Genomic DNA, 12,728 nt, shown 5'->3' on the forward strand with positions numbered 1-12,728 from the left:
TTATGCGCCTCTTTCGGATTAGGGAGCGGTGGGGTCGCCGAGACGGTTGCGGGGATGGGTATCCGGGTTCGCTGACTCGGTCGCCAAGACCCTTCGTGACGCGCCCTCCGCAAGCTCCGGGCGCTCCTCAGGGAGCGGGGGCCTGGCGGCCGTTGTGGACCACGAAAGAACACTCGTGAACGTCCGAAAAACATGCTCCCTGAGGTGCGAGCGAAGCGAGCCACGAAGGGTCACGCAACGTGTCTCACCAGGCCCTTCGTGGCTCGTCGACCTCGACGCGCTCCTTCGTCGCTTGCTCGGCCCGGCGGCTTGCGCTCCTCGCACCTCAGGGAGCAATGGGGACCGCCTTTTTCGGATAGAGAGCGGAGGGGGTGGCGCTTGCGCTCGGGAGCGGAGTGCGGCGCTGGCGCTCAGGGAGCAGCAGGGGGCGGCGCTCCTCAGTGGGCACCGCTCAGGGCGCGGGCGGCCCGGTGGTGATCGAGTCGTCGGTGATTCCGGCGGCACGACGGGCCGCGAGGCGGCGCTTCTGCGGTTCGATCGTGTAGCGGGGGTTCTTGGCCGACTCGATGCCGGCGTCGAAGACGCCGAATCGCGTGCAGGCCGACGCGGCGAGCAGTGCGAGTCCCGAGACGACCGCCAGGGGGCGGGAGCGCCCGCTGAGCAACGCGCCCACTCCGCCGGCGACGGCGAGTCGCTCGCTCCAGCGCAGCAGGGTGCCGGCCTTTCCGTGGTGGAGCGGTTCGGCGGCGACCGGGTCCATCCGTCGCTCCGTGAGTCGCATCGCGACGAGGTCGCCGACCACGCCCAGCGCCGCGAGAGTCCGTGCCGGCCCGGCCTGACCGACCGGCGTGGTGACCAGCGCCAGCCCGCTCGACGCCAGGCTCGCGGAACTGACGAACACGAACGGCAGGTCCCGGTGCATGGCGTTCCAGGTCGGCACGGCGGTATCGGAGAGCAGGACCGCGGTGTACACCGCGAGCGGCGGACCCGCCAGCCCGGCGGCCAGCCCGGCGGGGGCCTCGACGGCGCGCAACACCGCACGAAGCGGCCCGAGCGGCAGCCGCGCACCGGTCATCCGGTCGACCTCGGCGACCGCCGCGACGCCGAGTGCCCCGCTGAACGCCGACAGCATCCAGGAACCGACGCTCATCGGCGACGTCACCTTGAACGTGCGCAACATGTTGTAGAACCGGTCCGGCCGTCCGAGGTCGGCGACGAGCGCGATCCCGCCCAGACCCACGGCACCCAGACCACCGAGGCGGGCGTTGCGGCGCAACGCGTCCCGCCCGGTGAGCTGGGCCCCGGCGGCCAGGACGCCGGAGCCGCCGGCGACACCGCCGAGGAACAGGTAGGCGGCCACCTTCTCGTCCCAGGGTGGTGGCTTGACGACGGGATGCCCGTAATACGAGGTGAATTCGGCATCGGGCACCATCGACATCTCACGGTTGCCGTCGCCCTGCCCGAAACCTCTACCCGGTCTGCGTTTTCCGCCACGGCCGAAACCCCGGCCGCGCCGCCGGGGCGGCTCCGGCGGACGGAAGGAGTCGAACTCCGACGAGGTCATCGGCCGCCCCGTAGGAACGAGAGTGCGGCGGCGGCCAGCATTCCGGCCGCCGCGATCCCGGCGCGCTTGTACATGGCCGGCAGGTCCGCGGTGCACACCCGCGGGTCCGGCGGCAGTCCGTAGACCTCCGGCTCGTCGAGCAGCAGGAACACCGATCCGGTGCCGCCGACACCGTCGTTCGGGTTGGCGCCGTAGAGCCGCGCCTCGGTCATGCCCTGCTCGTGCAGCGCCCGGACGCGGGCGTGCGCGTCGTCGACGAGGTCGTCGTGGTCGCCGAACTTGATCGACGTGGTCGGGCAGGTCTTCGCGCAAGCCGGTGTCTCGTCGTCGAGCAACCGGTCGTAGCAGAGCGTGCACTTTTGCGCGACACCGCGTTTGGGCACCTCGGGCTGCTCGCCCTTGCGTTCGCCGGAGCGGGTCGTCGGCGCGGCGGTGCCGTCGGCCCGGCGCTCGACGACGCCGAACGGACATCCGGCCACGCACGTCCCGCAGCCGTTGCAGACGTCGTCCTGGATCACGACGGTGCCGAACTCGGTGCGGAACAGCGCGCCGGTCGGACAGACGTCGAGGCACCCGGCGTGGGTGCAGTGCTTGCAGACATCCGACGACATCAGCCAGCGGAACTCGGGGGTGTCGGGGACTTCGACTCGGCTCGTCGCTTCGCTCCTCGCCGGCTCAGCCGGCAGGGGAGAGGGCCTGGTCGGCAGAGACGAACGATCTTCAGGCGAGGAGCCGGGCATCGCGGGCATGCCCAGTCCGACGAGCGCACGCCCGGACTCGCGGGCCTCGGCGATGCGGTCGGAATTCTGCTCGATGAAGGCGACGTGGCGCCAGGTGCTCGCGCCGAGGGCGACGGTGTTGTCGTACGACATCCCGGTGAGGGCGAGGTCGCCGTCGCGCGGGTTGCCGTTCCATTCCTTGCACGCCACCTCGCAGGCCTTGCAGCCGATGCAGATCGAGGTGTCGGTGAAGAACCCCTTGCGCTCCTTGTGGGTGTTCCAGTGCGCGTCGGTGCTGGGATCGGATGGCCCGGACAGCTGTCCCATCTACTCCTCCGCCTTCCCGGTGATGTGCTGGTTGTCGGTCTCGACGGTGACCCCGGCCCGCTCCTGGTAGGCACGCACCAGGTCGAGCAGTGCCCGGCCTTGCGGCCGGCGCCCGGCGATGACGTCGCACGAGCCCACCTTGGACTCCTGGATCTGCACGTTCGGATCCAGTGTGACCCCGATCAGATCGTTGGCGGCGTCGCCGCTGATCACGGCGTTGGAACCCACGCCCCAGTGATAGGGGAGACCCACCTGATGCACCTGCCGGCCGTTGATGGTCAGCGGCATCATGCGGTCGGTCACGAGCACCCGCGCCTCGATCGCGGCGCGCGGCGACACGATCGTCGCCCAGCCCTCGTTGGTGAGGCCCCGCTCTTCGGCGAGTTCGGGTGAGATCTCGCAGAACATCTCCGGCTGCAGTTCCGTCAGGTACGGCGTCCAGCGGCTCATGCCACCCGCGGTGTGGTGCTCGGTGAGCCGGTACGTCGTGAACACGAACGGGTACACCTCGGAGCCGGGGCTCTCGCCGCTGGGTGCGTCGAGATTGTCCGTGCGGGGGAACAGGACTCGCGATGGCGACTGCTGCTGGGGATACAGCGCGTTGACCACCGGGGATTCCTGCGGTTCGTAGTGCGTCGGCAACGGGCCGTCGACCAGCCCGCGCGGGGCGTAGAGCCAGCCCTTCCCGTCGGCCTGCATGACGAACGGGTCGTCGCCGCAGAGGGCTTCGACGCCGCCGACCGACGGGTCGGGACGAGCATCGGGAGCCAGGTCGACAGGGAAGTCGGGCACGTCGGGACCGACCCACCGCCCGGCGTCGGCGTCCCATTCCATGTACCGCTTGCGTTCGCTCCACGGGCGGCCGTCGGGGTCGGCCGACGCACGGTTGTAGAGGATTCGACGATCCGCCGGCCACACCCAGCCCCACTCGTGCTGGGTGACCCCGCCGCCGCCCTGCGGGACCCGGCGTGCGGCCAGGTTCGACGGCCCGTCGGTGTCCGCGCCGGTGTAGACCCCGGTGTAGATCCAGCAGCCGCCCGCGGTCGAGCCGTCGCGCTTCATCTGGGTGTAGGACGTGAGGTTCGAGCCGGCGTCTTCGCCGTTCACGTGGTAGCCGTTGATCTCCGACAGCACCGCTTCGGGGTCGGGGTTGCCGTGGTCGTCGAGGGGATAGTCCCATGTGACGTCGAGCAGCGGGCGGTCACGTTCGTCGGTCGACTCGGCGAGGCGTTCGCGGATGCGCCGCCCGAGCTCGAAGAAGAAGTCCATCTCGCTCTGGCACTGACCCGGTGGCTCGACCGCCTGGTGGCGCCACTGCACCATGCGCTGGGTCTGCGTGAACGAGCCGGCCTTCTCCACATGCGTGGCCGCGGGGAGGAAGAACACCTCGGTGGCGATGTCCTCGGTGCGCAGCTCGCCGGACTCGATCTCCGGGCCCTCCTTCCACCAGGTGGCCGTCTCGATCATGTTGAGGTCGCGGACGACGAGCCATTTGAGGTGCGACATCGCCATCCGCGCCTGGCGCCCGTTGGCCGATCCGACCGCCGGGTTCTGGCCGAGGACGAAGTAACCGTCGACCTTGTCGGCGAGCATGTCGACCGTCGTCTGGAAGGTCCCGGCGGGCCCGGTGAGCCGGGGCAGGTAGTCGTAACACCAGTCGTTCTCGGCGGTTGCGGCATCCCCGAACCACGCCTTGAGAAGACTCACCATGTAGTCCTCGGCGTTGGCCCAGAAACCCTTCTCGGCCTTCGACGTGATCGCGTCGATGTAGTCGGCGAAACTGTCATGCTTGCCCGCCGAGGGCATCGGCAGATACCCGGGCAGCAGGTTGAACAGCGTCGGGATGTCGGTGGACCCCTGGATGCTCGCGTGTCCGCGGAGGGCCATGATGCCGCCGCCGGGGCGCCCGACGTTGCCGAGCAGGAGTTGCAGAACCGACGCGGCGCGGATGAACTGCGCGCCGAAGGTGTGCTGGGTCCAGCCGGTCGCGTACCCGAAGCACGTGGTGCGCTCGCGGCCGGAGTTGTCGGTGACGGCCCGGGCCAGATACTCGAAGTCGCGCACCGAGATCCCGCACATGTCGCGCACCATCTCGGGTGTGTAGCGCGAGTAGTGACGCTTGACGATCTGGAACACGCTGCGCGGGTGTTCCAGGGTGTCATCGCGCACTGTCGCCCCGTGTTCCAGCGGCGGCCCGCCGGAGCCATGCTCGTGCCCCACCGCGCGGTCCTTCACCCGCGGCCCGTCGTCCGGGTGGCCGGGCGACTCGACCTTGCCGTCCTCGCTGTCGCGGCCACCGTCGTCGGAGTGGGCGGACGGTTCCTCGTAAGCCCAACTGGTGGCGTCGTATTCGCCGGTCTCCGCGTCGAAGCCGGAGAACAGGCCGTCGAGATCCTCGGTGTCGCGGAAATCCGCGGCGATCAGGGTGGCGGCGTTCGTGTAGGCGACGACGTACTCGCGGAAGTACTTCTCGTGCGTGATGGCGTAGTTGATGAGCGCACCGAGCAGGACGACGTCAGAGCCGGCCCGGATGGAGATGTGCCGGTCGGCCACCGCAGAGGTACGGGTGAAACGCGGATCGACGTGAATGATCGTCGCGCCCTTGGCCTTCGCCTCCGACACCCACTGGAAACCCACCGGGTGCGCCTCGGCCATGTTGCCGCCCATGAGAACGATGCAATCGGCGTTGGCCATGTCCTGCAGTGATTGCGTGGCGCCGCCGCGTCCGAACGAGGCCCCCAGACCGGGAACCGTGGCGGAGTGTCATATGCGGGCCTGGTTCTCGATCTGGATCGCGCCCGCCGCGGTGAAGAGCTTCTTGATCAGATAGTTCTCTTCGTTGTCGAGGGTGGCACCGCCGAGCGAGGCGACACCGGTGGTCCGCCGGAGCAGTCGGCCCTCGTCGTCGCGGTCCTGCCAGCCACGGCGTCGGGCCTCGAGGAAACGGTCGGCGATCATGTCGATCGCGGTGTCGCGATCCAGGTCCTGCCACTCGGTCGCGTACGCGGCCCGATAGCGGATCGAGGTCTGCCGCATCGGGTTGTTGACCAACTGCTCGCTCGACGCGCCCTTGGGACAGAGGCGCCCGCGGGAGATCGGGGAGTCCGGGTCGCCCTCGATCTGGACCACCCGCTCGTCCTTGACGTACACCTTCTGCCCGCAACCCACCGCGCAGAACGGGCACACGCTCTGGACCACACGGTCCGCGGTGGCGGTGCGCGGTTCGATGCCGCGTGTCCTCGCCGAGGTGACCGCCGGTCCGCGCCCGAAGACGTCGCCCGACCGCAACTGGCGGAACACCGGCCATTCGAGGGGGCTGAAGGCTGGCACCCGTCCGAGTCTAGACCTCATCGTCTGCGGTTGCGTCTCGACCGTTGCTATCGTGGCGGGTGGAGTGCCGGGAAGTCTGGTCGGCTGCACGTGTGTCGTTGTCATCCCTTGCCGGGCTGATCATCGATGCCGTGTGCCGTGAAGACGCGCCGATGGGATTTCCTGATGATCACCGCATACAAGACCGAATCCGGCCGCGACGTAATCCGACGATGGTGCGAGATCCGGTTGTCGGCAGCAGATTGTGTTGCCGCGCAATGGGAAGTCCAGACGTCGGCGGGGCGGACCAGGATCGTTGCATCCCGGTCTCCCGACCCCGGGACGGCGGCACCCGCCGACCGGCGCACTGTCGTCGTGGTGCCGGGTACGAACATGAACTCGGCGACGATGATCCCGCTGCTGTCCGAACTCGCGCGGAACAACGACGTCATCAGTCTGGACGTGCCCGGCCAGCCGGGGACAAGTGCACCGGAACGTCCGCGGCGACGCGGTCGGATCCCTGCCTACGGGCGGTGGCTCGACGAGGTGCTCGGCGCGACGGTCGCCCATCCGGTGATCGTGCTGGGTCACTCGCTCGGGGCTGCGATCGCGTTGGCCGGTGCCTCATCGCTGATCGCCGGACGCCTACTCGTGTCACCTGCGGGCATCACCCGTTTGGCGGTCTCGCCTCGGACATTGCGCACAACCGTCTCATGGCTGGCCTCGCCTCGGCCGGAACGCTCGTATGATCTGCTGCGAATGATGACGGCGCCGGACAGAAACGTCGATCCCGCGCTGATCGCATGGATGGATCTGGTTGCCGGACACTGCCGTACGAGTCTGGCGCCGGGGCCGTCTGATGAATTGCCGACGGACCGCCCCTTGATGGTGGTCTCCGGCGACCATGACGTCTTCTTGCCGACACTGCGGCTGGCTGAGGTGGTACATGCGCGGCTCGACGTCGAGCTGAAAGTCCTGGACGACTGCGGCCACCTGGCTCCGCACGATCAGCCGAAGCGGATCGCAGAACTTCTCGACCGTCTCAACCGGGAGCTCGTCACCCCGCCCGGATGACAGGCACGACTACGTCAGTGCTGCGCGGCCGTGACATCCGTGCCGCGCGGCACGAGCGCGAAGACGGCCACGGCGACGGCGACCAGCGTGACCCCGCCGACCAGGCTCGTCTGCTGCATGGCGTCGGTGAACGCGGCCGCCGCCCGCTCCGCGAGGCCCGGTGCCCCGGCGGCTTCGGCGAGACCCATGGCGGCGCCGAGGGATTCGCCGGCCGCGTCGGTCACCTCGGCGGGTACGCCGGGGACGGGCTCGGCCGTCAGCGTGGTCCGGTAGATGATCGACGCCACGCTGCCGAGGATCGCGACCCCGAGCACATTGCCCAGGTCGTAGGCGGTCTCTTCCAGCGCGGCGGCGTTGCCCGCCTTGGCATCCGGGGTGCCGGCCATGATCATCGCCGATGCGATGGCCAGTGATCCGATGCCGAATCCGACGAACACCTGGGCGGTGGCGACGGTGCCGTAGTCGAGGCCGTCGGAACCGAGGAACATCAGCGCCATCCCGACGCCGGCGATGCCGATACCGCCGGCCACGACGGCTCGGGCTCCGATCATCCGGGACAGCGGGGCGGCGATCATCGAGGACACGATCGCCGCTCCCGCCACCGGCAACAGCCGCACACCGGCCGCGATCGGGGAGTGGCCCTCGACCAACTGGAGCCACTGGGCCAGCAGCAAGAGCGCCGCCGCCAGTCCGAACATCGAGCCGAGCGCGGCGAGAACACCCGCACTGAACGGCCGGCTGCGGAACAACGAGACGTCGAGAAGCGGCTCGGTGCGTCGCATGCAGCGTCGGACGAACAGGGCCAGGATGAGGACCGCGCCGATCAGGGCCACCCAGGCGGCCGGTGCGAGGAGGCTCTCCTCCTTGGCGAACCGCTTGATGGCCCAGACCAGGGCGACCATGCCGGCGATCGACATCAGCGCACCGACGGCGTCCCACCGGCCCGGCTGCGGGTGCTTCGACTCCGGCAGGATCAGCACTGCGGCCACGATGGCGACCGCCATCAGCGGGACGTTGACGAGGAACGCGGCGCGCCACGAGAAGTACTCGAGCAGAACTCCGCCGACGATCGGCCCGACGGCCGCACCGAGGCCCGACACCGCGGCCCAGAGCCCGAGGGCGGTCGCACGCTCGGCGGGGTCGGTGAAGATGCTGCGCAGCAGGGACAACGTGGTCGGCATGATCATCGCGCCGCCGACGCCCAGCAGCACCCGGACCGCGATCACCGCCTCGGGTGACTCGGCCAGCAGGACCAGTGCCGAGGCCCCACCGAACACCGCGAAGCCGGTGACCAGCATCCGTTTTCGGCCCCACCGGTCGGCCAGTGAACTCATGGAGAGCAGCAGGCCGGCCAGGACGAGCGAGTAGGCGTCGATGATCCACAGCTGCTGATCGGCGGTCGGGCGCAGGTCGCCGGCCAGGTCGGGGAGTGCGACGTTGAGGATCGTGAGGTCGACGGTGATGACCAGCAGGCTGGCCGACAACACGGCGGCCGACGCCCATCGGCGCCGGAAGGACAGGCCGTCTGCGCTGGTGGTCTCGGTGGCGGATCGCTGGGTCATCGTCGGCTCCGGTCGTGCTCGGGGGAGGGCAGCCCGGTCAGGGCCGTCAGGGTGGCGGTCAGGTCGTCGAGGGACAGCGGCGTCCCGTAGAGGAGTGCGTGTATGGCCACGCCGTCGGTGTACGCGGCGATCGCGCGAGCGGCCGTCTGCCCGACGTGCGGGATGAGGATCTCGACCAGCCCGTCGGGCCAGCGAACCGCGAGCGGGCGGAGCGCGGGATCGAGGACGGCGGCCGACACGAGCGCGAGGTCGGCGCGGATCAACCGCTCGTCGGACAGATAGTCGTGGAGCGTCTCGGCGAAGACCGCCGCGGCTGGGCCGTGTTCGGCGAGGGTCTCGGCCACCTCGGCCAGGCCGGAGTCGATGTCGTCGGCCAGGCGGGCGAGCGCTGCCTCGCGCAGATCGTCGAGCGTGGCGAAGTACTGCGTCGTCGAACCGAGCGGCACACCGGCACGTTTCGCGACGAGCCGGTGGGTGAGCCCCTCGGAGCCCACCTCGGTGATGAGCGTGGCGGCGGCCTCGACAATGGTGCGTCGCCGTTCCTCGGGATCTCGTCGGCGGCGGGGCGCTGCCTCGGTCATCACTACCCTTCCAAGTTAATGTACGAATGTACATGTACAAACGTACACTAGCGCTTCGCGGGTTTGCGTGTCGGGTGCTGGCATCATGCGACCATGGCGGTGAACAGGATCGATGCGGTCGAGCTGCCCCGGACGGCGCTCGGCGACTTCTTGTCGTCGTCGGCGTTCGCGGAGATGCTCGACCCGGATGACGAGCGCACGTTCTCCCGCAGTGCGGCGGCCCGGCGCGCCGAGGTCGCCGATGTGGTGCGCGCCGTCGACCGTTTCGCCGGCCGACGATTCGTCGACCGGGAGCGCGCCGGCGAGGTCGTCTTCGGCGGGATCACCGCCGGGGGGCTCGGGGTCCGCCCTTCGGTGGTCGACGAGGTCCTCACCCTGCTGCGGCCGGTCGGCGTCCCCGCGCCCGGTGCCCCGAAACCTGTTCCCCACGAAGCGCAAACGGTGCTCGGTAGTTACGTCTATGCACTGGTCGATCCGCGTGACGCCACGGTGTTCCATGTCGACGCCGGCCGCGGGAACCGCGTATACCGCCATACCGCCGCCGCGCTGGCGGGCGACGCACCCGACCCTGCCGACATCGTCGGCGACGACGATCCGGCCGAGGTCGCGGCCGCCATCTCCGAGCGTATCCGCGACATCGACGCCGACGGGTTCGGCGTCGAACACTGGATTCTGCGGTACGATGTAGATTCTGTCGATTCGGCTGCAGCGCACGCGCTTTCGCTACGACGCACGGTAGTCGACGTCGTCGCTCTGGCCGGATCGGAACTTCCGGAGACGCCGGATGCACAGGGGCCGTGGCGCATCGAGGAGCTGATCCTGCGACATGCGGCGCCGGTGTCGCCGCCGTTGCCCGACGTGTGCGTGCTGGTGAAGGTCGACGAGTCCGCCCGCAGCGACGCCACTGCCGAGGTGATCTACGAATCCGCTCGCAGCGCTTGGCGTGCGGGGCCGCACCGAACCGTCCCCGATCTACCGGTGCTGGTGTTCGCCGACGATCTCGTCCGGGCCGTCCATCGCGTCGACTACTGGGAGTCCTACCGCGACGCCGAGGGAAACCTGGATCCGAAGCGGTGGGTGTACACCGGGAAACCCGACGCCGAACTCGAGGCCCGGTATGTGGGTACCAGCCTGCGCGAGGTCCGGCAAGAACGCGGCGGCAAGTGGAATCCGTCCGGCTGGCACCCGTACGGACACGTTCCCTGAGCCTGTTCGTTGGAACAAACTCGCCTGTCGTGATCCGACGAGGGACGCGCGGTCTGGTACTACTCGCGGCATCGTCCATCGACAGAAAGCCGGCGCATGTCCTCGGATCGACGCAGTTCATTCGACCACCGCACCGCCGTGATCACCGGCGCCTCCGCCGGGATCGGCAAGACGTTCGCGGAACATCTCGCCGCGGAAGGGTACGACCTACTGCTGGTCGCCCGTCGGGCCGAACGGCTCGACGAGTTGTCCGAGCGACTACATCGCGAGCACGGCGTTCGCTGTGAGGTGTTCGCCGGGGATCTGTCCGAACCCGGCACGCCGGCCGCGATCATCGAGCGCGCCGATGAACTCGGGCTGGACATCGACGTGCTGATCAACAACGCCGGTATGGTCGCTGAGCACCAAGTTCGCCGAGACGCCGTGGGAGGAGGTCGGAGGGCAGCTGCAGTTGATGCTGACCTCGCTGACCGAGCTGTCCCACCGCGTGCTCCCGGGGATGAAGAAGCGCCGGTGGGGGCGGATCGTGAACGTCTCGTCCATCACGGCGCTGCTGCCTCCGGCGGAGGGCCTGCTCTACTCCGCGATCAAGTCGTATGTGCTGCTGATGTCCCAGTCCCTGGACATGGAGCTGAAACCGCACGGCATCCACGTGACGGCGCTGTGTCCCGGTTTCACCAGGAGTGAGTTCCACGATGCGATGGGTGCGGAGACCCGCGAGACCGCCGATCGCCTGCCCGGCGTGCTGTGGCAGGAGCCGGAGGACGTCGTGCGCGAGGGGTGGAACGCGGTGATGAAGGGCGACGCGGTGTGCGTGACCGGCATGGTGAACAAGCTGGTCACGACGGCCGTGCGTCCCATTCCGCCGGGTATCCAGTACTTCCTCGGCCGGACGCTCAATCCGTTCAAGTAGACGCCGGGGCGGCTCACTTCTTGGTGCGCCGACTCCCGCCGTGCCAGTCCTCCTCGACACCCGCCTCGCCGTCGGTCACTCCGAAGGCCCGCAGTTGTGGCTTCTCCCGCAGGCTCCGCTTGAGCTCGGCGAAACCCGGGAAGCTCGCCAGCCCGATCACGTGGTCCCACAGCACGACCGCGTCGTCGTCACCGGGTAGACGGCTGATCACGGGCCCGAAGAATGCAACTCCCTCGGGCGGCTGGAAGTGGATGATCGGCGTACCCACATCACGACCGGTCAGGGACAGGGCCTCGTCGGTCTCGGTTTGGATCTCCGCGTCGAACTGGGCGTCGTCGAGGGCGTTCAGGTGGTGCGCGGGCAACCCGAGTTCGTCCAGGACGGGTCCGAGGAACTCCGCGGTACCGCGAAAGTCGGTGGTGTCGACGGTGTAGGAACCGGTGTGCGCGTCGAAGATCCGCGTGCCGAGGGCTTCGTAGAGCGGGCCGATGGCGGCCGGTCCGTGTTCGCGGCGGATGCTCGCCGCCGCGCGCAGGAGGCGGAGTCCGGCGGTGTGCCCGGCCTCGTACTCCGGCGGGAACTGCGCGTCGTAATCGACGTGTGCGTTCAGCAGACGTAGCGAGATGAACCGCCATTCCACCGTGTAGTCCCGCTGCGCCTGTACCTTTCGCACCCACTTGCTCGTCATCCACGCGAACGGACAGACGGGGTCGAAGTAGAAGTTGACGTCGGCCATGATTTCGACGGTAGACGACGGGACAGTCCTAGGTGTCGGCAGAAGCCGCCAACAACTGGTCGCCTAACCGGTACCGCTCGACTGAGTGACTGGTGAGCCTGTGACGGGCTCGTTGGGATGGAGGAGGTGCTGCACGGTGGCGAGCGACGGCTGCTCGAGTGGACCGGTGTAGAGCTCGGGTGCCCAGTCATACACGCCCCGTAATCAGCCGGGTGGGCGAAGCCGAAGCTGAAGAAGAATGGTTCAGGCGGACCGCTGCGAGACCAATCTCATTCGTTCACCTCCGGCAGGACCTGAGCCGGTGCGGACATCGAGGTCAATCGGAGTCCGGGTCAGGTGGAACGATTGCGGAGTAGTAGCGGTCTGCCGAGAGAACGAGTGACGGTGGAAGGGTTCTTCGTTCTGCTCACGCCACCGGTCGCCCTCGCGCTCATGTTCTGGGCGTGGACCATCTGGCTCTCCTTCAGCGCCGCTGGCCGAAACATCCGACGATCTTCGGCCGCAGTTTCTGCGGTGCTGGCGATCTGCGGGGCAATTGCTTTCCTCGCGTTGACCAGTCTCGACGATTACAACGACTACCCCGGTCACACGTGTTCGGTGCGTGATGGGTTTGTACCCGTCGGCTTTCCCCTGAGCAACTACTGAGGTTCCCCTGAAAAAGTGGACACGGTTAGCTTGTTTGCTGACTTGTGTGTGATCTGATTTCGAAGTCGATAGGTGAGACCATCCCTAGCGAG

9 protein-coding genes and 1 pseudogene are annotated in these 12,728 nt (G+C 68.5%); 4 read left to right on the forward strand and 6 right to left on the reverse strand.

Translation table 11 applies throughout. From position 1 onward, the window contains the following. Positions 1-451: 451 nt before the first annotated feature. From nrfD to fdh, 3 genes are read right to left on the reverse strand one after another with little or no spacing between them, the layout of a single operon-like run. Complete coding sequence (gene nrfD, locus ACFUEJ_RS17970) at positions 452-1,564, reverse strand: NrfD/PsrC family molybdoenzyme membrane anchor subunit (protein WP_137810376.1); 1,113 nt, start codon at positions 1,562-1,564, stop codon at positions 452-454. After that, entirely contained in the window at positions 1,561-2,610 is a 1,050-nt protein-coding gene (locus tag ACFUEJ_RS17975; RefSeq protein WP_205333957.1) for a 4Fe-4S dicluster domain-containing protein, read from the reverse strand. The genes nrfD and ACFUEJ_RS17975 overlap by 4 nt, the downstream gene beginning before the upstream one ends. Further along, entirely contained in the window at positions 2,611-5,940 is a 3,330-nt protein-coding gene (gene fdh, locus ACFUEJ_RS17980; RefSeq protein ID WP_277243149.1) for a formate dehydrogenase, read from the reverse strand. It lies immediately after the preceding gene. A 165-nt stretch (positions 5,941-6,105) separates the two neighbouring features. On the opposite strand from fdh, the gene ACFUEJ_RS17985 reads away from it, so the two are divergent. After that, the gene (locus tag ACFUEJ_RS17985) at positions 6,106-6,993 is read left to right on the forward strand and encodes an alpha/beta fold hydrolase (protein ID WP_068971115.1); all 888 of its coding nucleotides are present in this window, start codon (positions 6,106-6,108) and stop codon (positions 6,991-6,993) included. 14 nt (positions 6,994-7,007) lie between these two features. On the opposite strand, the gene ACFUEJ_RS17990 is transcribed toward ACFUEJ_RS17985, so the two are convergent. Continuing rightward, positions 7,008-8,555, reverse strand: coding sequence for an MFS transporter (locus tag ACFUEJ_RS17990; protein WP_205333954.1), 1,548 nt, complete (start codon positions 8,553-8,555; stop codon positions 7,008-7,010). Further along, a complete protein-coding gene (locus ACFUEJ_RS17995; protein ID WP_068971108.1) occupies positions 8,552-9,136 on the reverse strand; it encodes a TetR/AcrR family transcriptional regulator in 585 nt (194 codons plus the stop codon). The genes ACFUEJ_RS17990 and ACFUEJ_RS17995 overlap by 4 nt, the downstream gene beginning before the upstream one ends. 108 nt (positions 9,137-9,244) lie before the next feature. On the opposite strand from ACFUEJ_RS17995, the gene ACFUEJ_RS18000 reads away from it, so the two are divergent. After that, positions 9,245-10,342 carry a GIY-YIG nuclease family protein gene (locus tag ACFUEJ_RS18000; RefSeq protein ID WP_205333967.1) on the forward strand — a complete coding sequence of 366 codons (1,098 nt, stop codon included), beginning with the start codon at positions 9,245-9,247 and terminating at the stop codon, positions 10,340-10,342. Positions 10,343-10,438: 96 nt separating this feature from the next. Then, positions 10,439-11,255, forward strand: a pseudogene (locus ACFUEJ_RS18005) (SDR family NAD(P)-dependent oxidoreductase). A 13-nt stretch (positions 11,256-11,268) separates the two neighbouring features. Here ACFUEJ_RS18005 and ACFUEJ_RS18010 read toward each other — a convergent pair. Then, a complete protein-coding gene (locus ACFUEJ_RS18010) occupies positions 11,269-11,991 on the reverse strand; it encodes a hypothetical protein (RefSeq protein ID WP_068971106.1) in 723 nt (240 codons plus the stop codon). 384 nt (positions 11,992-12,375) lie between these two features. Between ACFUEJ_RS18010 and ACFUEJ_RS18015 the strand changes: the two genes are divergently transcribed. Further along, positions 12,376-12,636 (forward strand): hypothetical protein, encoded by a 261-nt coding sequence (locus tag ACFUEJ_RS18015; protein ID WP_205333953.1) that lies wholly within the window; start codon positions 12,376-12,378, stop codon positions 12,634-12,636. Positions 12,637-12,728: the final 92 nt, after the last annotated feature.

The sequence above is a fragment of the Gordonia sp. NPDC057258 genome, assembly GCF_042668985.1.
In the GTDB taxonomy this organism is placed as follows: Bacteria; Actinomycetota; Actinomycetes; order Mycobacteriales; family Mycobacteriaceae; genus Gordonia; species Gordonia hongkongensis.

What these genes read in the sequence shown, in the direction of transcription:
- ACFUEJ_RS17995 (WP_068971108.1), bottom strand. Translation starts at nt 9,136, where the DNA reads ATGACCGAGGCAGCGCCCCGCCGCCGACGAGATCCCGAGGAACGGCGA.
- ACFUEJ_RS17985 (WP_068971115.1), top strand. Translation starts at nt 6,106, where the DNA reads ATGATCACCGCATACAAGACCGAATCCGGCCGCGACGTAATCCGACGA.
- ACFUEJ_RS17990 (WP_205333954.1), bottom strand. Translation starts at nt 8,555, where the DNA reads ATGACCCAGCGATCCGCCACCGAGACCACCAGCGCAGACGGCCTGTCC.
- nrfD (WP_137810376.1), bottom strand. Translation starts at nt 1,564, where the DNA reads ATGACCTCGTCGGAGTTCGACTCCTTCCGTCCGCCGGAGCCGCCCCGG.
- ACFUEJ_RS17975 (WP_205333957.1), bottom strand. Translation starts at nt 2,610, where the DNA reads ATGGGACAGCTGTCCGGGCCATCCGATCCCAGCACCGACGCGCACTGG.
- ACFUEJ_RS18010 (WP_068971106.1), bottom strand. Translation starts at nt 11,991, where the DNA reads ATGGCCGACGTCAACTTCTACTTCGACCCCGTCTGTCCGTTCGCGTGG.